The sequence below is a fragment of the Pseudomonas koreensis genome, assembly GCF_036668835.1.
Lineage (GTDB): Bacteria > Pseudomonadota > Gammaproteobacteria > Pseudomonadales > Pseudomonadaceae > Aquipseudomonas > Aquipseudomonas koreensis_I.
In genome coordinates this window covers 333,774-355,850 of sequence record NZ_JAZEVW010000003.1, presented here as the reverse complement: position 1 = coordinate 355,850, position 22,077 = coordinate 333,774, and the positions used below count along the sequence as shown (strand labels likewise).

Sequence of the window (22,077 nt, the reverse complement as noted above, 5' to 3'; positions counted from 1 at the left end):
ACCAAGCGCCAAATGAGGACAGCTTCATGGAAGCATTGCAGCAGAAAATCCGCGAACAAGGCATTGTGCTTTCCGACCAGGTCCTGAAGGTCGACGCCTTCCTGAACCACCAGATCGACCCGGCCCTGATGAAGCTGATCGGCGACGAATTCGCCGCGCTGTTCAAGGATTCGGGGATCACCAAGATCGTCACCATCGAAGCGTCGGGTATCGCCCCGGCGATCATGACCGGTCTGAACCTCGGCGTGCCGGTGATCTTCGCCCGCAAGCAGCAGTCCCTGACCCTGACTGAAAACCTGCTGTCGGCGACCGTCTACTCGTTCACCAAGAAGACCGAAAGCACCGTGGCCATTTCCCCGCGCCACCTGACCAGCAGCGACCGCGTGCTGATCATCGACGACTTCCTGGCCAACGGTAAGGCTTCGCAGGCGCTGATCTCGATCATCAAACAGGCCGGCGCCACCGTGGCCGGTCTGGGCATCGTCATCGAGAAATCGTTCCAGGGCGGCCGCGCCGAACTGGATTCGCAGGGTTATCGCGTCGAGTCGCTGGCCCGCGTCAAGTCGCTGAAGAATGGCGTCGTGACCTTCATCGATTAACTGCTGAAGACCGCAAACACACCGCAATACCTGTGGGAGCGAGCTTGCTCGCGAATGCTTGGTGTCAGTCGACATCCTGGTTGACTGACACACCGCTTTCGCGAGCAAGCTCGCTCCCACAGTTTTTTGTCGTTTGTTATTGCTCGGTGGCTTTAAGGCCGGTGAGCAGCAGGCGTTGGAATAGCTCTTCTTTGAGGCCTTCGGGGTTTGTGAGCTGCATGCGTTCCAGATGTTCCGGAAACGCTGATGCCTCCGGCGCATCCAGCGCAGCCTTGCCCAGTTCCAGTATCTCGGTCAGCTTGAACTTGCTCTTCAGCCAGTTCAGCGCGCGCAGCAGATCCCGCTCGACCGCGGTGAAATCACAACCCAGCGGATATTCCGGAAACAGGTTCGGATGCCGTGCGGCGATCGCCTGCAAGCGTTGCGGCGTGTTGTCGGCAAAACGCGGATCGATGCGGAAGTCCTTTGGCAGCTTGCCCACCTTTTGTGCCTGTTCGATCAGCCCCGGCTGGAAGCGCGAGTCGCTGATATTAAGCAGCGCTTCGATCACCGCCGCGTCGGGCTTGCCGCGCAAATCGGCGAGGCCGTATTCGGTGACGACGATGTCGCGTAAATGCCGCGGAATCGTGCAGTGGCCATATTCCCAGACGATATTCGAACTGACGTCGCCACCCGACTCGCGCCAGCTACGCAGGATCAGAATCGATCGTGCCCCATCCAGCGCATGGCCTTGGGCGACAAAGTTGTACTGCCCGCCGACGCCGCTGAGTACGCGCCCGTCCGCAAGTTGATCAGCCACCCCGGCGCCGAGCAGGGTCATGGTGAACACCGTGTTGATGAATCGCGCATCGAGGCGTTGCAAACGCTTGAGTTCTTCCTGCCCGTACAACTCGTTGATGTAGCTGATGCGGGTCATGTTGAATTCGAGCAATTTGCTTTGCGGCAACTCACGCAAACGCTCATAGAAACTGCGCGGGCCTAGAAAGAATCCGCCGTGTACGCAAATGCCGTCAGGCTGCGCCGCCTCGTCAAGGGTGCCGGCATTGGCGTGCTCCTGGGTCGGCGCGTCCGGGTAAACCTTGCGCCGGATGATCCCGGCTTCCGCCAGCACCAGCAGGCCGTTGACGAACATTTCACTGCAGCCATACAAGCCTTTGGCGAAGGGCGCGGTGCCGCCCTCACGCTCGATCAGTTGCGCCCACTGGCTCAGGTTGATGTCATCGAGCAGCGCCCGATAACCGCCGTTGTCGGCCTGGCGCGCAAGCAACGCCGCAGTCAGCGCATCGCCCATCGAACCGATGCCGATCTGCAGCGTGCCGCCGTCGCGCACCAGGGTGCTGGCATGTAGACCGATGAAGTGGTCCTGGAAACCGACGGGCATGTTTGGCGTCGAGAACAGCGTACTGCTGTCCTTCTCGTCGATCAGCAGATCAAAGGTGTCGATATCGACTTCGGCATCCCCGGGCATGTACGGCAGATCGGTGTGAACCTGGCCGACCAGCACAATCGTCTCGCCGGCTTCGCGGCGCCTGGCAATCATCGGCAACAAGTCGAGGGTGATATCGGGGTTGCAGCTCAGGCTCAGGCGGTCCGGGTGTTCGCTGCTGCTGGCGAGCAATTGCGCGACCAGATTCAGGCCGGCGGCGTTGATGTCGCGGGCAGCGTGGCTGTAGTTGCTGCTGACGTAATCCTGCTGGGCCGGGGCGCTGTTGAGCAGGCTGCCGGGCTGCATGAAAAACTGCTGGACGCGGATGTTGGCGGGCAGGCTGTCGCGCTGCAGCTCGGCGAGAAAATCGAATTCGGGGTAATCGCCGAAAACCCGTTCGACAAAGGGCTCGATAAAGCGCTTGTGCAAACCATCGCCCAGACTCGGCCGGCCCAGACACAGCGCGGTGTAGATCGTCAGCTGGCGCTCGGGCAGGTCTTTGATGCGCCGGTACAGCGCGTTGACGAAGTGGTTGGGCTTGCCCAGCCCCAGCGGCAGACCCATGTGGATATGCGCTGGCAAGCGTGCGAGCACGTCATCCACTGCCTGTTCGATCGAACACAACTGCACCATCTGAAGCCTCCCGCCCGTTCCGTTGATAGGGGTAGACCGAGATTGCCTTGAGTTTGCTGCAAAGGACAGCCCAAAGTCCTGGACGATTGTCGGCCAAGGGAGTTTTTTACAGCTGGAGATCGCTTGCCCTCACCCTAGCCCTCTCCCGGAGGGAGAGGGGACCGATTCGGGGATGCTCGGTATATGCATCGACCTGAAACTGCGGTACCGAATCCATAATCGCCAGATTCTTCCAAGTCGATGTAGAGCGAAAGACACCTCGATCGGCCCCCTCTCCCTCCGGGAGAGGGCTGGGGTGAGGGGTCAGGGTTTTGCATTAATCGAAAGAGCAAAAACCACAGGCACAAAAAAACCGTCCGAAGACGGTTTTTTTACATCGAGAGCGTCGCTGATTACAGACCGGACATCTCTTTGATCGCACCCTTGAGCTCATCATCGGTGCAATCGGCGCAGGTGCCTTTCGGTGGCATGGCGTTGATGCCGGTGATGGCTTTGGCAAGGATGCCGTCCAGACCACCCTGGTGATCGGCCCGCTCTTTCCAGGCCGCCTTGTCGCCGATTTTCGGCGCACCCAGCAGGCCGGTGCCATGACATGCGTTGCAGTGCTTGGCGATCACGTCTTTAGGCGCCTTGGCTCCGCCACCGCCGCCAGCGGATGCAACCACTTCCATCCCTTTGCATTCCTGCCCCTGAACACACACCTGGCCGACCGGCTCGAGGCGTTTGGCAATGTCGTCATTGGTCGCAGCTTGAGCGCTGACAGCCCAGAGGGCCAGTACGGTTGCTGGTGCAGCCAGCATTTTCATAATTAGGTTCACGCGTTCACCCTCAATGGTGGCTATTCACGCCTGCGGCCACGGTTCGCAGGCGGGCGCAAGTATAGCGGGTAGCCCGCCACACTGAAACAACCCCATTTTTAAAGGGGTCTTGTTGCGCATCGGTCAAACGGTTCGGGAGCCTTGGCCATCAGTGAATGGCGCCTCTTGCTTTAGAAATTCGCCGGTGTGGCTGCGCTGATCAGTCGCGCAGGCACATCGAAAGGATTACGGAAACGATGCGGCTTGGTACTTTCAAAATAGTAGCTGTCGCCGGCCTCGAGGATAAAAGTTTCCAGGCCGACCACCAGCTCCAGACGACCCTCGACCAGAATCCCGGTTTCCTCGCCTTCGTGAGTGAGCATTTCTTCACCGGTATCGGCGCCCGGTGGGTAGATTTCATTGAGGAATGCGATGGCGCGGCTGGGGTGCGCGCGGCCGACCAGCTTCATGGTCACGGCGCCGTCGGAAATGTCGATCAGCTCGTTGGCCTTGTAGACGATCTGGGTCGGCTGGTCTTGCAGGATCTCTTCGGAAAAGAATTCGACCATGGACATGGGAATGCCGCCGAGCACCTTTCTCAGCGAACTGATCGAAGGGCTCACGCTGTTCTTCTCGATCATCGAAATGGTGCTGTTGGTGACGCCCGCGCGTTTGGCGAGTTCGCGCTGGGAAAGCCCTTTGAGCTTGCGGATCGATTGCAGTCGTTCACCGACGTCCAAGGCGGGAGCCTCCTGATGTTGTAAGAATATTGAGCGTTATCATGGCGACAGCGTTCAGTATTTACAACACTTGGCCCCCGCGCTGGCGTCAGGCCTCGGAATAGAGCCTTGGCACCCGGCGCAGGTTGCAGAAGATCTGATATGGAATGGTGTCGGCCGACTGCGCCACGTCGCTGGCAAGGATGTTTTTGCCCCACAGCTCGACGGTCGAACCGAGGCCAGCCTCCGGCACATCGGTGAGGTCAATGCACAGCATGTCCATCGACACGCGCCCCAACAGACGGCTGCGCTGACCGGCCACCAGCACGGGTGTGCCGGTCGGCGCCTGACGTGGATAGCCATCTGCATAGCCCATGGCGACCACGCCGATGCGCATCGGCTTGTCGGTGATGAATTTTGCGCCGTAACCGATCGGCTCACCGGCCGGCAGCTCACGGACACTGATGACTTTCGATTCCAGGGTCATCACCGGTTGCAGGCGTTCGGCGACAGCATTGGCTTCTTCGAACGGGGTCGCACCGTAGAGCATGATGCCGGGGCGCACCCAGTCGCTGTGGATCTGCGGCCAACCCAGCACCGCCGGTGAATTGCGCAGGCTGACTTCCGCCGCCAGGCCCTGGCGCGCTGCCTCGAATACTGCCACCTGCTCGCTACTGCATTGCGCGTGCAGTTCATCGGCGCGGGCGAAGTGGCTCATCAACACAATCTTCGCCACTTTGCCGCTGGCCAGCAGGCGCTGATAGGCGGCCAGGTAGTCTTTTGGGTGCAGGCCGACACGGTGCATGCCGGAGTCGAGCTTTAGCCAGACCGTGATCGGTTTGTTCAGCGTCGACTGCTCGATGGCTTCGAGCTGCCACAGCGAATGCACCACGCACCACAAATCATGCTCAACGATCAGCGCCAGCTCATCCGCCTCGAAGAAACCTTCCAGCAGCAGCACCGGCGCGCGAATACCAGCGGCGCGCAGCTCCAGCGCCTCTTCGATGCACGCCACGGCAAAGCCGTCAGCCTCGGTTTCCAGCGCTTGAGCACAGCGCACCGCGCCATGGCCGTAGGCGTCCGCCTTGATTACCGCGAGCGCCTTGGCGCCGGTGACTTCGCGGGCAATTCGGTAGTTGTGGCGCAGGGCTTGGAGGTCGATCAGGGCACGGGCAGGACGCATGGCGGCGGACTTCTAGGCGGTAATGGAAGAAAAACCGGCGCCAACTGGCAGCGTGAACCGCCAACAGCGCCGGGAGAGGGATCTTTGCTACGGCTTACGGCAGCGCGGCGACGATGGAGATCTCGACAAGGATGCTCGGCTTGGCCATTTTCGCTTCGACGGTGGCACGGGCCGGTGCGGCGCCTTTGGGCAGCCACTGGTCCCATACCGAGTTCATCCCGGCAAAGTGCGCCTCGATGTCGTTCAGGTAGATCGTTGCCGAGAGCAGATGCTGTTTGTCAGTCCCGGCCAGGTCGAGCAGACGCTCGATGTTGGCCAGTACGTCGCGGGTCTGCTGTTCAATCCCGGCATCGAAGTCGTCCCCGACCTGCCCGGCCAGGTACACCGTACCGTTGTGGCTGACGATCTGACTCATGCGCTCATTGGTGAGCTGGCGCTGGATTGACATGTTTTGCGGACTCCTGGGTCTGGTTGCCGTAACGGGAAATATCGAGGCCTTCGGCACTGATCTGCGGTTTTTTCTTCGCCATCAGATCGGCCAGCAAACGCCCGGAACCGCACGCCATGGTCCAACCCAGGGTGCCGTGACCGGTGTTGAGGAACAGATTCTTGAACGGCGTGGCGCCAACAATCGGCGTGCCGTCCGGCGTGGTCGGACGCAGGCCGGTCCAGAAACTCGCCTCGGCCAGATTGCCGCCCTGAGGATAAAGGTCGTTGACGATCATCTCCAGGGTTTCGCGCCGACGCGGGTTCAGCGACAGGTCAAAACCGGCGATCTCGGCCATGCCGCCAACGCGAATGCGGTTGTCGAACCGGGTGATCGCGACCTTGTAGGTCTCGTCAAGAATGGTCGAGGTCGGCGCCATGTCCGGGTTGGTGATCGGCACGGTCAGCGAGTAGCCCTTGAGCGGATACACCGGGGCCTTGATGCCCAGCGGCTTGAGCAATTGCGGCGAATAGCTGCCCAGCGCCAGCACGTAGCGATCGGCGGTTTCCAGTTTGCCGTCGATCCACACGCCGTTGATGCGATCACCGGCGTAGTCGAGCTTTTGGATGTCCTGACCGAAACGGAATTCAACACCGAGCTTGCGGGCCATGTCGGCAAGGCGGGTAGTGAAGATCTGGCAGTCGCCGGTCTGGTCGTTCGGCAAGCGCAGGGCGCCGGCGAGAATATCGGTGACGCCGGCCAGAGCCGGTTCAACGCGGGCAATCCCGGCGCGGTCGAGGACTTCGAACGGCACGCCGGATTCTTTCAGCACGGCGATGTCTTTGGCGGCGTTATCCAGTTGCGCCTGGGTGCGGAACAGTTGCGTGGTGCCGAGGCTGCGGCCTTCGTAGGCAATGCCGGTTTCGGCGCGCAGTTCGTCGAGGCAGTCGCGGCTGTACTCGGACAGCCGCACCATGCGCTCCTTGTTCACCGCATAACGGCTGGCCGTGCAGTTGCGCAGCATCCGCGCCATCCACAGGTATTGGTCGATGTCGGCGGTGGCCTTGATTGCCAGCGGTGCGTGGCGTTGCAGCAGCCATTTGATCGCCTTGAGCGGTACGCCCGGCGCGGCCCACGGCGAGGCGTAGCCGGGCGAGACCTGGCCGGCGTTGGCGAAACTGGTCTCCATGGCCGCGGCGGGCTGCCGGTCGACCACCACCACTTCAAACCCGGCACGGGCCAGATAGTAAGCACTGGCGGTACCGATGACGCCGCTACCCAAGACCATGACGCGCATTTTCAATCCCTCATCGCGGCTTTGTGCCGAGCTGTGTTGTTAGAGCAATGATGCGCGCAGTGTAAAAAAGAAATGCCAGTGCTTTTCACTATATAAGCGCCTATATTTGGCGACAATTCTCGGCAAAAACCGTTTTCACGGAGGCGCATCCCCTATGCGGACCAATACACAGACCAAGCGCGAGCTGGACAAGATCGACCGCAACATCCTGCGGATCCTACAGGCGGACGGGCGCATTTCGTTTACCGAACTGGGGGAAAAGGTCGGTCTCTCCACCACGCCCTGCACCGAGCGCGTGCGGCGTCTGGAGCGCGAAGGAATCATCATGGGCTACAACGCCCGGCTCAATCCGCAGCATTTGAAGGGTAGCCTGCTGGTATTTGTCGAGATCAGCCTGGACTACAAATCCGGCGACACTTTCGAGGAGTTCCGACGCGCGGTGCTGAAATTGCCCCACGTCCTGGAATGTCATTTGGTGTCAGGGGATTTCGATTATCTGGTAAAGGCGCGGATTTCCGAGATGGCCTCGTACCGCAAATTGCTTGGCGACATCCTGTTAAAGCTGCCGCATGTGCGCGAATCGAAGAGCTACATCGTCATGGAAGAAGTCAAAGAGAGCCTGTGCCTGCCGATACCGGACTGAAATCCGGTGGCGTCCCTTCGCGAGCAGGCTCGCTCCCACATTTGAAATGCGCTCCCCTGTGGGAGCGAGCCCGCTCGCGAAGGCCGCGACTCGGTTTCAAGTGAACACGACAGTCAAACCAACACCTGCCGATTCGCCGCCATGTACTCGAAAATCTGCTCCTCTACCTGCGGATGAATCAGCTCCACCGGTCGCCGCTGATTTGGGCACGGCAAGGTCTTGGTGGTGCCGAACAACCGGCAGATCAACGGCCGTTCCTCATACACCGTGCAGCCATTCGGCCCCAGGTGTACGCAGTTCAGCTCTTGCATCGCCGCATCCTGCTCGGCGCGAGTCTTGCGCGGCAGTCGGGCCATTTCCTCGGGCGACGTGGTCACCGGCCCGCAGCAGTCATGACAGCCGGGTACGCACTCGAACGAGGGAATCTGCTGACGCAACGTGCGAATTTTCTGGCTGTTGCAGCTCATTGAAACGGCGACCGAGGAGAAATGGACCGCAATTGTGCCGTAAAAGACCGAAGCCAGACACAGTAGGCGGACCAATGTTGCCCGTGTTCGGCCGTGCGGCTTATGCTCCGTCAAATTTTCTCGACACCGCCTCAGGATGACGCCCATGACCGCCCGCGCCCACACTTTCGCGAGCCAACCCCACGCCGCCTCTTATTACGCCGCCAGCAGCCTGCCGCAGCCGGACCATCCGCGGCTGCAAGGTGAAGTGCTGGCCGACGTCTGTGTGGTCGGTGGCGGCTTTTCCGGGTTGAACACGGCGCTGGAACTGGCTGAGCGCGGATTCAGCGTAGTCCTGCTGGAAGCGAACAAGATCGGTTGGGGCGCCAGCGGGCGCAACGGCGGACAGCTGATTCGCGGCGTGGGCCATGGCCTCGATCAGTTCGCCAAGGTCATCGGCACCGACGGCGTGCGGGCGATGAAACTCATGGGCCTGGAAGCGGTGGAAATCGTTCGTCAGCGCGTCGAGCGTTTCCAGATCGCCTGCGATTTGACTTGGGGCTACTGCGACCTCGCCAACAAGCCTGCTGATCTGCAAGGCTTTGCCGAAGAGGCCGAAGAGCTGCGCAGCCATGGCTATCGTTATGAAACCCGTCTGCTGCAAGCCAACGAGATGCATACGGTGGTCGGCTCAAAACGTTACGTCGGCGGTTTGATCGACATGGGCTCCGGGCATTTGCATCCGCTGAATCTCGCGCTTGGTGAAGCCGCAGCGGCGCAGCAAATGGGTGTAAAACTGTTCGAGCAGTCGGCGGTAATCCGCATCGACTACGGCGCCGAAGTGAAAGTCCACACGGCGCATGGGTCGGTGCGGGCGAAGACCCTGGTGCTTGGCTGCAATGCCTACCTGAATGATCTGAACCCGCAACTCAGCGGCAAAGTCCTGCCGGCCGGCAGCTACATCATCGCCACCGAGCCGTTGAGCGAAGCCCAGGCCCGCAACCTGCTGCCGCAGAACATGGCGGTCTGCGACCAGCGTGTCACTGTGGATTACTTCCGGCTCTCGGCGGATCGACGCCTGTTGTTCGGCGGCGCCTGCCATTACTCGGGGCGCGATCCGAAAGACATCGCCGCGTATATGCAGCCGAAGATGCTTGAGGTGTTCCCGCAACTGGCGGGGGTCAAGATCGATTATCAGTGGGGCGGGATGATCGGCATCGGCGCCAACCGCTTGCCGCAGATTGGCCGGCTCGCCGATCAGCCGAATGTGTATTACGCCCAGGCCTACGCCGGACACGGCGTGAATGCCACGCACCTGGCGGGCAAGCTGCTGGCGGAGGCGATCAGTGGGCAGCAGGGTGGAGGTTTTGACCTGTTTGCCAAAGTGCCGCACATAACCTTTCCGGGTGGTAAGCATTTACGCTCGCCGCTGCTGGCGTTGGGGATGTTGTGGCATCGGCTCAAAGAGTTGGTCTGATATAACCCAGCGACTTCCAGATCGCTTTCGCGAGCAGGCTCGCTCCCACAGTAACCGCGTTTATTGAGGTGGAACGCGATCGAATGTGGGAGCGAGCCTGCTCGCGATGAAGCCCGCAAGGACGGTGCAGGTCTCAGATCCGCCAGAACGGCTTCAACCCCTCCTCCAGTGCCTGCTCCCGGGTCAGGCCGATGTCCTTGAGCTGATCGGTCGTCAGCGCCAGCAACGCCTTGCGCGTGTGCAGACGGTGCCACAACAGACCCCAGCGACTCAGGCCGGACGGTGCATTGCGCAGTTCATTGCGCGCCCGCTCCTTCTGCCCTGCCGCCAGTTCCTGACTGTGTAACGTCAGCCGCACATCGCTCAAGCCGTTCATTTTTGTCGCTCCTGTTTACTTGGGTAGCCAGAGATTCCATGATGCGCGGGCGAGCAAAACCATTACAGACTCAAAGAACCTGTATTAACTCCATACAGATTTGCTGATCTGCCGACTGAATGATCAATTTTTGCCGCATCTGTACTGGTTTTCGCTCAACTGCACCGAGGCCGCCATGACTCTGTATGTAAACCTCGCCGACTTGCTCGGTACCCGCATCGAACAGGGCTTCTATCGGCCCGGCGATCGCTTGCCCTCGGTGCGCGCCTTGAGCGTCGAGCACGGGGTGAGTCTGAGCACGGTGCAGCAGGCCTATCGCATGCTTGAGGACAGCGGCCTCGCCACGCCTAAACCCAAGTCCGGCTACTTTGTCCCGGTCGGTCGCGAGCTGCCGGAGCTGCCCGCGGTGGGCCGCCCGGCGCAAAGGCCGGTGGAGATTTCGCAATGGGATCAGGTGCTGGAATTGATTCGCGCGGTGCCACGCAAAGACGTTGTGCAATTGGGTCGCGGCATGCCCGACGTTGGCTCACCAACGATGAAACCGCTGCTGCGCGGCCTGGCACGGATCAGCCGCCGGCAGGACATGCCCGGTCTGTATTACGACAACATCCACGGCAACCTCGAACTGCGTGAACAGATCGCGCGGCTGATGCTCGATTCCGGCTGTCAGTTGAGCGCCGGCGATCTGGTGATCACCACCGGTTGCCACGAGGCGCTGTCCACGAGCATCCATGCGATCTGCGAACCGGGCGACATCGTCGCGGTGGATTCGCCGAGCTTTCACGGCGCCATGCAAACGCTTAAAGGTTTGGGCATGAAAGCCCTGGAGATTCCCACCGACCCGCTCACCGGTATCAGCCTCGACGCGCTGGAACTGGCACTTGAGCAGTGGCCGATCAAAGCCATTCAACTGACGCCCAACTGCAACAACCCGCTCGGCTACGTCATGCCCGAATCGCGCAAACGTGCGCTGCTGACGCTGGCGCAACGCTTCGACGTGGCAATCATCGAAGACGATGTGTATGGCGAACTGGCGTATTCCTACCCGCGTCCGCGCACGATCAAATCTTTCGACGAGGATGGCCGCGTCTTGCTGTGCAGCTCGTTTTCCAAGACTCTAGCGCCGGGGCTGCGCATTGGTTGGGTCGCTCCCGGCCGCTATCTGGAGCGGGTACTGCACATGAAATACATCAGCACCGGCTCGACCGCGCCGCAACCGCAGATTGCCATCGCCGAATTTCTCAAGGCCGGCCACTTTGAGCCGCACTTGCGGCGCATGCGCATGCAGTACCAGCGTAATCGCGATGCAATGATCGACTGGGTAACCCGCTATTTTCCCGCCGGCACCCGCGCCAGTCGCCCGCAGGGCAGCTTCATGCTCTGGGTGGAACTGCCGGAAGGCTTCGACACGCTGAAACTCAATCGTGAGTTGCACGATCAAGGCGTACAGATTGCCGTCGGCAGCATCTTTTCCGCCTCGGGCAAGTACCGCAACTGCCTGCGGATGAACTACGCTGCCAAACCAACGGCACAGATCGAAGAAGCGGTGCGCAGGGTCGGGGCGACAGCGATCAAACTGCTGACCGAGTCCGACTAATCGATCTGAAACGCTCCGTTGCCCTCGAAACGCCTCAGGTCGGCAACCCGGCTTGAGGCATCTTCCACTTGGGCATCGATCTCGAACTCCACTTGCAAGTAACGTCCCTGCGCCACAGCCGCGCCACTCCAGGGCACGACACGTGCGCCCGGGGATAACAGATTCGCTTCAAGGGGCTGCCCGCTTTCCAGACGCCACTGCACCGCCACACCATCGAGGCGTGCCGCGACGATGCGCACTTGCAACGTGCCAGCCTCCCAGCGATAGCGCCGAGAGTCTGCCGTCGGCGCGACAAACGACCATTTGATCGGACGAGCTTGCGGGCAATGAACACGCAAATGCACGTTGCGCAGGCCAAACCCCTCGCTCTGCACTGAAGCAGAACGCAAGAGTTCGGAGCGGGTTATTGCGCCGTAATCCAGGGTTGCCGGCGACAGATCCACCTCACAGGCATCGTTCGCCCATGCCGAGGCACAGGCAAGACAGGCCGCAAGTACGGCAATAATCCGGGGCTTCATGGCAGGCACTCGGTCAGGACAGATTTAAAGGGCGACAGATCGCCTCAACGGTTTCAATTTGCGTAGCCTCGCCGGGCGATTCACTCAGGGGGAAATGCAAGACGCAGTGGCTGCTGTCGGATAACTTCACGCGCAACACCTGCCCTGGTTGGATATCCGGCAAAAAAATCGCCCCGGCGTCCATCACGGACGTCAGGTACTCACCCTGCGCATCCAGTACGCTCAAGCCTCTGGGCAACCATTGGCGATCCTGCGACCGCGCCTTGAGCAACAGACGCCGGACGGTAACCAGGGAAAAATCCAGGTGCTGCACCGAACCTCGCCCGGCTGTCACCTCCTGCACACCATTGAGGACTTCGACATTACGCGGCAGACCCAGTGGATCGACTTCTAGCCGTGCCAAAGAATAAGCTGGCAGGTTCGCCGCCACTGCGCGACCCGCGCCATCCGTCCAGACGGGGCCTTGTGGCGTTTGCAGCCGCACTCCGGAACGCTCGCCCGCCTTCAGCACTCCCACCGTGTCACGTAGCGCATAGGGTGACAGCGTGACGCCATCGCGGTGCAGCAACACGCCGCCGCGCAAGCCCAGATCATATTCCGTCGCACCGGCGCGCTGCCCGACCCCCACATCCAGGCTGGTATAGCGCGGCAAGGCATTGATTCGGCCAGCCACCGCAGCCGATGCATTATCACGGTGTTCGGCATTGACGGTGTAGGCCAGGGTTTCGCTGACCGCAGCGCTCACGGCCAGCCCTTGGCGCGTGCCTGAGCGCTCGTCACTGCGCACGTACCCGCGCAACCGGCCTTGCCCGCCCAGCGGAACGCCCACGGTCAGGTAAGCCGCGCGGCCCTGACGATATTCCTCGTCACCACCGACGCCTCGCTCCACGCTCAGTGACAAGCTGACGCGCTGCGGCAGCGTCAGTGACCATGACAACCCCAACTGCGACACCGGTGCTTCGCCCATACTCGAATAACGCGACCAGCTTGCGCCAAAGGCCCCCCAGTCATCGGTGGCGCCATTGAGCGAAAACACCCAGTGATCGCGTTTGCGCGACTCGGCCTGATGCCGCCGCTGATTCCAGCCGGTATCTGACAAGGTGCGAAAGTCCCGGCTCTGGCGCACTGCGACCAGACTTGCCGAGAGATTGGCCGCCAAAGGCGCGCTGAACGTCAGCTGCAATTGATCACCAGCAAGACCCGCCGCGCGCTGTTCCGACACCACTTGACGCAGCCCCAGCGTGATCGGCCCAGACCACTGTTGTTGCAGCCCCCAACCGGCGGAAAGGTAAGCGTCGCCCGCGAGCGCACCAGCGGTTGCACGCAGGCCTCGGCGCATTTCCCAGTCTTTGCTGAACGCCGCGAATGTCGGCGCCTCACGGTTATCCGCTGACAGACGGCGGACCCGGCCCAGCGCCAGATTGAAACCCTCGGGGGCGTCAGACTGCGCCGCTTGCAGACTCGCCGCCGGCACCCGAAAACGTCGCACCTGACCATCCTGCTCATGCACCGCTACCTCCAGATCGAGCTGATTGCTCAACAACGGCAGCGCGCGCAAGGTAAAAGGCCCGCTTGGCACCATCGTCGTATAGATCGCCACGCCGTTCTGGCGGACCTCGATACGGGACGGTGTGTAAGCAACCCCGTCCACTTGGCCACGGGCGCCGTTGCGGGCGGCATCGAGTCGGGCGAAGGCTGCTTCAGGAAAAACCTGTACGCCAGTGAACGACTCACCGGCAAACAGCGACGATGCCAGGTTGAGCTGACCGATCTGAAGGCTGGCCTCGTGATCTTCCAGCGTGTGCATTGCATAGGCATAGAGGTGCTCGAACCGTGAGCTGTCGGGCAATGCCGTGAATGACTGGCGACTGCGTAGCACCCAGTCGCCGGCATTCAAGCCGGCTTCCGAACTCAGGCTGCGATAGTTGCTGGTCTGCCCGTCGAATTGACTTGCGGCCATTAGCAAATCGTAATTCAACACACCGGCCACGCCGCCATTGGCAAAGCTGCGCTGCGACGGCTCGGGCTCAGCGAGCGTATCGGTAGGCACCAATAAACGGACCTGCTGACTGCCCGGGTTCAACTGCACGATGGCAGCGGGGAAACCCTGTGCGGCCGTCACACATCGCCCTGACGCCAGAGGCACAGACGCGGGCAGACGCACTCCGGCAGCCTTTAACCATTGCTGCCCCAGACACAACTCGCCCACATCGTTGAACGTCATTTGCACACGGCCCTTTGGCTGTCCGTTGACTTCAAGCACGACGGCATGCACACCCTGAGTAAAACGCGCAGCATCACGAAAATACTCCGCCAGGGCCGGATCGACTCCGCGGTCCCTGAGCACTTCAACGTCGAACGTCACCGGTTCTGCCGCCACTGCCACGCGCCACCCGCAGCCACCCAGCGCCAGCAATGATCCGGCGATGCACATCCAGTTCAACGTGTCACCGGGGCGATATGATCGTCGACAGCAAAACCGTAAGTGGTCGCCGGGAATATCCGCACCGACGACACCTGTGCCAACGAACTCAAAGGCAAATCGAGTTGCAGTCGCTCCCCCGGCAGAATATAGGTGCGCGGCAGTTCGACCGGGCTTGAGCCGGGCAACGGTGTAACCGCTTTGCCGAGTCGAACCACGTAGGGACTGGGATTGTGAACGTGCAAGCCATCCTGCGTGACGGTCCAGACGAGGCGCTTCCACGGCTCACGCTCGACGGGCAATCCGGCCGGACGCAGGATCACCGGCAGGTTCTGCCGCACGCCGAGGCTGACACGCGCCCCACCTGCGGCTGCAACCGGGTTGATGCCTTCGAAAATGACCCGTTTCAATCGTTCGGTCTGCAAGGGCTGAGCGCTCTGCAGAAGGAACCGTACCTGCTGAACCTGGCCAGCCTCGACACGTGCAACAGGGGGAGTGAAAACCAGAAGGACCTCATCGTCCGATTCAGTGTTTTCGACGGTGGTGTACAGAAGCGCCGGATGAGCATCGGTGTTGCGCACGTTCATGACGGCTTCGCCGAGGCTCTGCTCGACGACCAGTACCGGCGTTTGCGGAACCATGCCGGCGCCTTGCGCAAGCGACATCGACAGACCGGCGAACAACCACAGGGAGACCTGCAACAAAGCAGGTTGGAATGAAAGGGGCATCGGTAAATACCGGAAAATTCCAGGCCACGGTTCCGGCGCTGCCGGCGTGTTCCTGTCGGAAGGAAAAGCCCGGCGCCCTGGTGGCCGCCGGGCTCGGCGGTCAGAGGTAGAACATGTCGAAGGTCACCGAGCCGTCGAGCGGGATCTCGTTGGCGATCGGCAAGTTGTTACTCGCGCCAATGATTGGCAGCAAGCTCATCGGAAAGCCGTGATGCCGAGCGGCAACAGGCCCCGTTGCGGCATTGATACCCCAGGAATACAGCGCAGGGGCATTGCTCACCAGCGAACTGGCAGGTACACGCCACGCTGGCGCTGCGAGAGTGCGGGTCAGCAGTGCGCGCCCTGTTCCGTCGGTCTCCGGCGTGCCATGACGTAAAGCGAATCCGCCAATCCGCGTGCCATTGATTGCGCCAAGCCCGAAGAACAGCACCGGATCGGTTTGACCGGTGCCATCGCTGATACCCGGCAATTTGGTCGCTGCACGGTTATCGCGAACCGACACTTCGACCGGGGCTGGAGCGTCGCAATTGATGTGCAGCGAGATGTCCCGCTCCGGCAGCAGAGTTTGCGTGGTTGGGTTAAGCGTGGCCGCGGAAATCTTGCGCAGGTCTACCGTGCCGCCCCCGGCAAAGGCCGGGACGCAAGAGGTCGGGATAATGGTGCCGATGACGTTCAGGTCAACGCTCTCCGCCATAGCCAGCGAAGGTAGCAGGGCGGCAGCGAGAACGACGAGCCGGTGGGTGTTTTTCATAAGCCGTATCTTCCATGTCATTAACAAAAAGCTTCCTACTGACTTCTCACGTAAGTAAGCAGTCGGATAATTGCGGCTTTTGGAGGACAAATCTGTAGGAAAAACCTTCGCCTGAATGGGGAAAAATCGACCTGATTCATAGGCAATTGATGCTGAGAAACTATTTCCTACTTCCTGATGACAAAACATTGCGCGCTGCTGCCTTGCAGCGCCCACTGATCGAATTCAAGGCAGCGATGCCCATGCCATACTTCACCCTCCGTCACGACCCGAGATCGCCACGTGATTCCAGGACAGAAACTGATCGCTGCAGCGCTACTCGCTTTGCTCTTGAATGGCTGTGCCACGCTCGATGTGCCGCGCGAGCCGAGCCAGGCCTTACCGGCGGCGGACTCGGCTTTCGGCCGTTCGATTCAGGCTCAGGCCGCGCCCTACCAGGGGCAATCGGGGTTTCGCCTGTTGTCTGACAGCGGCGAAGCGTTTACCGCCCGCGCCGAGCTGATTCGCAACGCCCAGACCAGCCTCGATTTGCAGTACTACATCGTCCACGACGGCATCAGCACCCGCATGCTGGTGGAAGAAGTGCTCAAGGCCGCCGACCGGGGCGTGCGCGTGCGCATTCTGCTCGACGACACCACCAGCGACGGGCTCGATCAGATCATCGCCACGCTGGCGGCGCATCCGCAGATCCAGATTCGTTTGTTCAACCCTTTGCATCTGGGCCGCAGCACCGGGGTCACACGTGCGGCGGGACGGCTGTTCAACCTGTCCGTGCAACACCGGCGGATGCACAACAAGTTATGGCTGGCGGACAACAGCGCGGCGATTGTCGGCGGGCGTAATCTGGGCGATGAGTATTTCGACGCCGAGCCCAACCTGAATTTCACCGACATCGACATGCTCAGCATCGGCCCGGTCGCCGAGCAGCTCGGACACAGCTTCGATCAATACTGGAACAGCGCGTTGAGCAAGCCGATCGAAGAGTTTCTCTCTGCCAGACCGAGCGCCGCGGACCTGCAGAACACCCGCACGCGCCTGGAAGAATCGCTGGAAGAAACGCGCAAACAGAACCACGCGCTGTATCAACAGTTGATGAAGTTCAAGACCGACCCGCGCATGGACATCTGGCGCAAAGAGCTTATCTGGGCGTGGAATCAGGCGTTGTGGGATGCACCGAGCAAGGTGCTGTCCAAGGGCGAGCCTGATCCGCACCTGCTGCTGACCACGCAACTGGCGCCGGAACTGACCGGAGTGAGCAAAGAGCTGATCATGATCTCGGCGTATTTCGTGCCGGGTCAACCGGGGCTGGTCTACCTGACCGGACGCGCCGACGCCGGGGTTTCGGTGAACCTGCTGACCAACTCGCTGGAGGCTACCGATGTGCCGGCAGTGCATGGCGGCTATGCGCCGTATCGCAAAGCCTTGCTGGAGCACGGCGTGAAACTGTATGAACTGCGGCGCCAGCCTGGGGATAACTACGGCAGTGGCCCGCGCCTGTTCTACAGCAAGTCGTATCGCGGCTCGGATTCCAGCTTGCACAGCAAGGCGATGATCTTTGATCGACGCAAATCGTTTATCGGCTCGTTCAACTTCGACCCGCGCTCAGTGCTGTGGAACACCGAAGTCGGTGTACTGGTCGACAGCCCGGAACTGGCCGAGCATGTGCGCGCACTGGCGCTGCAAGGCATGGCGCCGAACTTGAGCTATCAGGCGAAACTGGAAAACGGCAAGGTCGTCTGGGTCACCGAGGACAACGGCCAGATGCACACGCTGACCAAGGAACCGGGGAGCTGGTGGCGGCGCTTCAATGCGTGGTTCAGCACCAGCGTGGGTCTGGAGCGCATGCTCTGATTTCGGCTGACGGTAATCCCCCTGTGGGAGCGAGCCTGCTCGCGAAAGTGGTTTCACATCCAGCAAATGAGCTGCCTGATGCACCGCTTTCGCAAGCAAGCTCGCTCACAAGGGTTGTGTTCAGGCAGTTTCTGCCGTTGTGCCAAAGGCGCCTTGGCGCAACAGCAAAAGCACCAACCCGAAAGCGCCCGCCGCCATCAGCAGCGGCAACGCATGCCCATTGATCCACTGACTGCCCGCCCCTGCCGCCAGCGGCCCGACAAGGCAACCGATCCCCCACAGCTGCGCGATGTGCGCATTGGCGCGCACCAGCGCATCGTCGCGATAACGCTCGCCGATCAGAATCAGTGACAGGGTGAACAGGCCGCCGGCACTGGCGCCGAACAGCACCCACAACGGCCAGATCAGCAGCGTGTCGAGCAGCAATGGAATCGCCAGACTCGAGAGCATCAACACCACCGCGCAGCCCGCGAACAATGTGCGCCGCGACAGATAATCGGCCAAGGCGCCAATCGGCAATTGCAACAGCGCATCGCCGACTACCACGGTGCTGACCATGGCCAAGGCAATCTCCGCAGTGAAACCCTGTTGCAGGCAATACACCGGCAGCAACGTCAGGATCATTGCCTCGAACGCGGCGAACAACGACACCGCCCAGGCAATCGCCGGCAGTTCGCGGGCAAAGCCCCACAGGTCGACGAAGGTCACGCTGCTCGCTTCACTGCTGGGCGCACCACTGCGCCCCAGCAACAACAACGGCGAAACGCTCAGCAAGCCAACACCGACCCAAAAACCGTAGTCATGCTCGGTGCCGAGCGCACCCAACAGCAACGGCCCGGACAGTTGGCTCAGCGCATAACTGCTGCCATACAACGCGACTAGCCGCCCGCGCCACTGCTCGACCACCAGTTGATTGATCCAGCTTTCGCCAAGGATGAACACGATGGTCAGAATCACCCCGATCAGCAGGCGCAGCAGCAGCCAGACCGGATAACTCGGCAGCAATGCCAGCAAGCCAATCGACAGGGCCCCGGCCCACAGACACAAGCGCATCAGATTCGCCGTGCCGAAATACGCGGCGAGATGGCTGGAAACCTTCGCACCCAACAGCACACCAATCGCCGGCATCGCCGCCATCACGCCGATGGCGAAAGCACCGTAGCCCCAGCCTTCAAGACGCAGCGACACCAACGGCATGCTCACGCCCAAGGCCAAGCCGACACTCAAGACAGACGCCAACACGGCGAAATACGTCGCCCACCGCATGTTCCACGCTCCTGTGGATATTTTTATGTGCACCACAAAACCATTGTGGGAGCGAGCTTGCTCGCGAAGACGGTTTCACATTCAGCAGGTCTGCTGACTGATACACCGCTTTCGCGAGCAAGCTCGCTCCCACAAGGGATCTCTGTTTCGCCAGAAAGCCCGGAAAAACCGGGCTCGCGTTAACGGCTTACAGCTTGATCCAGGTCGCTTTCAGCTCGGTGTACTTGTCGAACGCATGCAGCGACTTGTCGCGGCCGTTACCCGATTGCTTGAAGCCGCCGAACGGCGCGGTCATGTCGCCACCGTCGTACTGGTTGACCCACACGCTACCGGCACGCAGGGCCTTGGCGGTCAGGTGTGCCTTGGAGATGTCCTGCGTCCACACCGCCGCGGCCAGGCCGTATGGCGTGTCGTTGGCGATCTGAATGGCTTCTTCGGCGCTGTCGAAAGCGATGACCGACAGCACCGGGCCAAAGATTTCCTCCTGAGCAATTTTCATCGCATTGCTCACGCCATCGAAAATCGTCGGCTCGACATACGTACCGCCTGTTTCCTGAAGGATGCGCTTGCCACCAGCCACCAGTTTGGCGCCATCGCTGTGGCCGGACTCAATGTACGACAGCACGGTGTTCATCTGCTGGGTGTCGACCAGCGCGCCGACGTTGGTCGCCGGGTCCAGCGGATTGCCCGGCTTCCAGGTTTTCAGCGCCTCGATCACCATCGGCAGGAATTTGTCCTTGATCGAACGTTCCACCAACAGACGCGAACCGGCGGTGCAGACTTCACCCTGGTTGAAGGCGATCGCGCTGGCGGCGGATTCGGCAGCGGCTTGCAGGTCCGGTGCGTCGGCAAAGACGATGTTCGGGCTCTTGCCACCGGCCTCCAGCCAGACGCGCTTCATGTTCGATTCGCCAGAGTAAATCATCAGTTGCTTGGCGATCTTGGTCGAACCGGTGAACACCAGCGTGTCGACGTCGTTGTGCAGGGCCAGCGCCTTGCCGACGGTATGGCCGTAGCCCGGCAGTACGTTGAGCACGCCTTTCGGAATACCGGCTTCGACAGCCAGCGCGGCGATGCGGATGGCGGTCAGCGGCGATTTTTCCGACGGCTTGAGGATCACCGAGTTACCGGTCGACAGTGCCGGGCCGAGTTTCCAGCACGCCATCATCAGCGGGAAGTTCCACGGCACGATGGCGCCCACCACGCCGACAGGCTCGCGGGTCACCAGACCCAGCTGATCGTGCGGCGTGGCAGCCACTTCGTCATAGATCTTGTCGATCGCTTCGCCGCTCCAGCTCAGCGCTTGCGCCGCGCCCGGCACATCGATGTACAGCGAGTCGCTGATCGGTTTGCCCATGTCGAGGGTTTCGAGCAGGGCCAGTTCTTCAGCGTGCTGCTTGAGCAGGCTGGCGAAACGGATCATCGTGGCTTTGCGTTTGCTCGGCGCCAGGCGCGACCACACGCCGGAATTGAACGTAGCGCGGGCATTTTCCACAGCGCGCTGGGCGTCGGCGGCGTCACAGCTGGCGATCTTGCCGAGCAGACGGCCATCGACCGGGCTGATGCATTCGAAGGTTTCGCCGGAAACGGCGTCGGTGTATTCGCCATTGAGGTAGGCGCGGCCTTCGATCTTCAGGTCGCGGGCGCGTTGTTCCCAGTCGGCACGAGTCAGGGTGGTCATTCGGGTGTCCTCCTCTTATTGAATACGAACGCCGCAAGCGCTGCGGTGTTCATCAAGAATACTGCCCGGCCAGCCTGCATGTCGGCCCGAGGCATCCGCCACCCTAAACCAGCGGCCGGGTTTGTTTCAATATATTTGACATATGCCCGCCAAACGACCTTGCAGTGTTCAATTTAATAAACATAGACTTTCGCCCATTCCAATCAACGCGCCGTCATTACGGGAGAAAACAACAATGAACATCCAGAACGTCGTCGACATCAGCCTGACCAGCAGCGAAGCCGAACGCTATCGCCCGGACCCGGCCAAAGTGCTCAAGGGCGACCCGGAACAAGCCGTGTCCCATCAATACGAAAGCCCCTGCGGGCAGATGGGCGCAGGCGTCTGGGAAGGTGCGGTGGGTCAGTGGACGGTGAATTACACCGAGCATGAGTATTGCGAGATTCTGCAGGGGGTTTCGGTGCTGCGCGACAGCGACGGCAATGCCAAGACCTTGCGTGTCGGCGATCGCTTTGTGATTCCAGCGGGGTTCCGTGGGACATGGGAAGTGCTGGAAGCGTGCCGCAAGATCTATGTGATTTTTGAACAGAAGGCTTGAGTCTTTCGCTGGTCGATCCGGCCCCTTCGCGAGCAGGCTCGCTCCTACAGGTGACCGCATTCCATTGTGCGAGCCTGCTCGCGAAGGAGCCAGAACAGGCAGCGCCAAATTCGAGGCAACAAAAAAGGCCCGTATCGTGAGATACGGGCCTTTTTCGTAAGTAGGGAAAAATCAATTACTTGATTTTGCCTTCCTTGTAGATCACGTGCTTGCGAACAACCGGATCATATTTCTTGATCTCGATTTTGTCCGGGGTAGTACGCTTGTTCTTGTCGGTAGTGTAGAAGTGACCAGTACCGGCGCTCGAGATCAAACGAATCAATTCACGCATGATTAGCTCCCTTAAATCTTGCCATCGCGGCGAAGTTCGGCGAGCACGACAGTGATGCCACGCTTGTCGATGATACGCATGCCTTTGGCAGATACGCGCAGACGCACAAAACGTTTCTCTTCTTCAACCCAGAAGCGGTGATGCTGCAGGTTCGGCAGGAAACGACGACGGGTTTTGTTGTTTGCGTGGGAAATGTTATTCCCAGTCACCGGACCCTTACCGGTAACTTGACATACTCTCGACATGCCTCAGCCCTCTAAAACCACATGCCCAACCCGGCATGGGTTGGCCGCTTAATCTCTCAGTCATTT

22 protein-coding genes are annotated in these 22,077 nt (G+C 60.7%); 6 read left to right on the top strand and 16 right to left on the bottom strand.

Annotated features, from left to right (window positions below; translation table 11 throughout):
- The first annotated feature begins 26 nt into the window (after positions 1 to 26).
- Complete coding sequence (locus V6F91_RS10810; RefSeq protein WP_332764206.1) at positions 27 to 599, top strand: xanthine phosphoribosyltransferase; 573 nt, start codon at positions 27 to 29, stop codon at positions 597 to 599.
- 136 nt (positions 600 to 735) lie between these two features.
- On the opposite strand, the gene V6F91_RS10805 is transcribed toward V6F91_RS10810, so the two are convergent.
- The 6 genes from V6F91_RS10805 to dadA all read right to left on the bottom strand — a co-directional run bounded on the left by V6F91_RS10805 (position 736) and on the right by dadA (position 7,081).
- Positions 736 to 2,658: an acetyl-CoA hydrolase/transferase C-terminal domain-containing protein gene (locus V6F91_RS10805; protein ID WP_332764204.1), complete on the bottom strand. Its 1,923-nt coding sequence runs from the start codon at positions 2,656 to 2,658 to the stop codon at positions 736 to 738.
- A 392-nt stretch (positions 2,659 to 3,050) separates the two neighbouring features.
- Complete coding sequence (locus V6F91_RS10800) at positions 3,051 to 3,464, bottom strand: c-type cytochrome (RefSeq protein WP_332764899.1); 414 nt, start codon at positions 3,462 to 3,464, stop codon at positions 3,051 to 3,053.
- Positions 3,465 to 3,646: 182 nt separating this feature from the next.
- Complete coding sequence (locus tag V6F91_RS10795) at positions 3,647 to 4,195, bottom strand: cupin domain-containing protein (protein WP_016772566.1); 549 nt, start codon at positions 4,193 to 4,195, stop codon at positions 3,647 to 3,649.
- A gap of 88 nt (positions 4,196 to 4,283) precedes the next feature.
- On the bottom strand, positions 4,284 to 5,357 hold the full coding sequence (alr, locus tag V6F91_RS10790; RefSeq protein WP_332764201.1) for an alanine racemase: 1,074 nt from the start codon (positions 5,355 to 5,357) through the stop codon (positions 4,284 to 4,286).
- Positions 5,358 to 5,451: 94 nt separating this feature from the next.
- The gene (locus V6F91_RS10785; RefSeq protein WP_034152045.1) at positions 5,452 to 5,805 is read right to left on the bottom strand and encodes a RidA family protein; all 354 of its coding nucleotides are present in this window, start codon (positions 5,803 to 5,805) and stop codon (positions 5,452 to 5,454) included.
- On the bottom strand, positions 5,777 to 7,081 hold the full coding sequence (dadA, locus tag V6F91_RS10780) for a D-amino acid dehydrogenase (protein WP_332764197.1): 1,305 nt from the start codon (positions 7,079 to 7,081) through the stop codon (positions 5,777 to 5,779). The genes V6F91_RS10785 and dadA overlap by 29 nt, the downstream gene beginning before the upstream one ends.
- A 154-nt stretch (positions 7,082 to 7,235) precedes the next feature.
- Here dadA and V6F91_RS10775 point away from each other — a divergent pair, with 154 nt between their 5' ends.
- Complete coding sequence (locus V6F91_RS10775) at positions 7,236 to 7,724, top strand: Lrp/AsnC ligand binding domain-containing protein (RefSeq protein WP_010465173.1); 489 nt, start codon at positions 7,236 to 7,238, stop codon at positions 7,722 to 7,724.
- 113 nt (positions 7,725 to 7,837) lie between these two features.
- Here the strand turns inward: V6F91_RS10775 and V6F91_RS10770 are convergent, their stop codons facing one another.
- Positions 7,838 to 8,191, bottom strand: coding sequence for a YkgJ family cysteine cluster protein (locus tag V6F91_RS10770; protein ID WP_332764191.1), 354 nt, complete (start codon positions 8,189 to 8,191; stop codon positions 7,838 to 7,840).
- A gap of 145 nt (positions 8,192 to 8,336) precedes the next feature.
- Here V6F91_RS10770 and V6F91_RS10765 point away from each other — a divergent pair, with 145 nt between their 5' ends.
- Positions 8,337 to 9,647, top strand: coding sequence for an FAD-binding oxidoreductase (locus tag V6F91_RS10765; protein WP_332764189.1), 1,311 nt, complete (start codon positions 8,337 to 8,339; stop codon positions 9,645 to 9,647).
- 133 nt (positions 9,648 to 9,780) lie between these two features.
- Here the strand turns inward: V6F91_RS10765 and V6F91_RS10760 are convergent, their stop codons facing one another.
- Entirely contained in the window at positions 9,781 to 10,023 is a 243-nt protein-coding gene (locus tag V6F91_RS10760) for a DUF1127 domain-containing protein (RefSeq protein ID WP_332764187.1), read from the bottom strand.
- Positions 10,024 to 10,198: 175 nt separating this feature from the next.
- Between V6F91_RS10760 and V6F91_RS10755 the strand changes: the two genes are divergently transcribed.
- Positions 10,199 to 11,620 (top strand): PLP-dependent aminotransferase family protein, encoded by a 1,422-nt coding sequence (locus tag V6F91_RS10755; RefSeq protein WP_332764185.1) that lies wholly within the window; start codon positions 10,199 to 10,201, stop codon positions 11,618 to 11,620.
- On the opposite strand, the gene V6F91_RS10750 is transcribed toward V6F91_RS10755, so the two are convergent.
- The 4 genes from V6F91_RS10750 to V6F91_RS10735 all read right to left on the bottom strand — a co-directional run bounded on the left by V6F91_RS10750 (position 11,617) and on the right by V6F91_RS10735 (position 16,039).
- A complete protein-coding gene (locus V6F91_RS10750; RefSeq protein ID WP_332764183.1) occupies positions 11,617 to 12,138 on the bottom strand; it encodes a hypothetical protein in 522 nt (173 codons plus the stop codon). The two genes, V6F91_RS10755 and V6F91_RS10750, sit on opposite strands and share 4 nt — an antisense overlap.
- Positions 12,139 to 12,151: 13 nt before the next feature.
- On the bottom strand, positions 12,152 to 14,572 hold the full coding sequence (locus tag V6F91_RS10745) for a fimbria/pilus outer membrane usher protein (protein WP_332764897.1): 2,421 nt from the start codon (positions 14,570 to 14,572) through the stop codon (positions 12,152 to 12,154).
- Between the two features lie 5 nt (positions 14,573 to 14,577).
- Entirely contained in the window at positions 14,578 to 15,288 is a 711-nt protein-coding gene (locus V6F91_RS10740; RefSeq protein ID WP_332764181.1) for a fimbria/pilus chaperone family protein, read from the bottom strand.
- A 100-nt stretch (positions 15,289 to 15,388) separates the two neighbouring features.
- Positions 15,389 to 16,039 (bottom strand): DUF1120 domain-containing protein, encoded by a 651-nt coding sequence (locus V6F91_RS10735; RefSeq protein WP_332764179.1) that lies wholly within the window; start codon positions 16,037 to 16,039, stop codon positions 15,389 to 15,391.
- 282 nt (positions 16,040 to 16,321) lie between these two features.
- On the opposite strand from V6F91_RS10735, the gene V6F91_RS10730 reads away from it, so the two are divergent.
- Positions 16,322 to 17,890: a phospholipase D family protein gene (locus V6F91_RS10730; protein WP_332764177.1), complete on the top strand. Its 1,569-nt coding sequence runs from the start codon at positions 16,322 to 16,324 to the stop codon at positions 17,888 to 17,890.
- A gap of 120 nt (positions 17,891 to 18,010) precedes the next feature.
- On the opposite strand, the gene V6F91_RS10725 is transcribed toward V6F91_RS10730, so the two are convergent.
- A complete protein-coding gene (locus tag V6F91_RS10725) occupies positions 18,011 to 19,156 on the bottom strand; it encodes an MFS transporter (RefSeq protein WP_090287504.1) in 1,146 nt (381 codons plus the stop codon).
- Positions 19,157 to 19,343: 187 nt separating this feature from the next.
- Complete coding sequence (locus V6F91_RS10720; protein WP_090287506.1) at positions 19,344 to 20,837, bottom strand: aldehyde dehydrogenase; 1,494 nt, start codon at positions 20,835 to 20,837, stop codon at positions 19,344 to 19,346.
- A gap of 235 nt (positions 20,838 to 21,072) precedes the next feature.
- Here V6F91_RS10720 and V6F91_RS10715 point away from each other — a divergent pair, with 235 nt between their 5' ends.
- On the top strand, positions 21,073 to 21,435 hold the full coding sequence (locus V6F91_RS10715; protein ID WP_332764173.1) for a cupin domain-containing protein: 363 nt from the start codon (positions 21,073 to 21,075) through the stop codon (positions 21,433 to 21,435).
- A gap of 175 nt (positions 21,436 to 21,610) precedes the next feature.
- Here V6F91_RS10715 and rpmG read toward each other — a convergent pair whose 3' ends face one another.
- The gene (gene rpmG / locus V6F91_RS10710; RefSeq protein WP_003177274.1) at positions 21,611 to 21,766 is read right to left on the bottom strand and encodes a 50S ribosomal protein L33; all 156 of its coding nucleotides are present in this window, start codon (positions 21,764 to 21,766) and stop codon (positions 21,611 to 21,613) included.
- Positions 21,767 to 21,777: 11 nt separating this feature from the next.
- Complete coding sequence (rpmB, locus tag V6F91_RS10705; RefSeq protein ID WP_007920377.1) at positions 21,778 to 22,011, bottom strand: 50S ribosomal protein L28; 234 nt, start codon at positions 22,009 to 22,011, stop codon at positions 21,778 to 21,780.
- Positions 22,012 to 22,077: the final 66 nt, after the last annotated feature.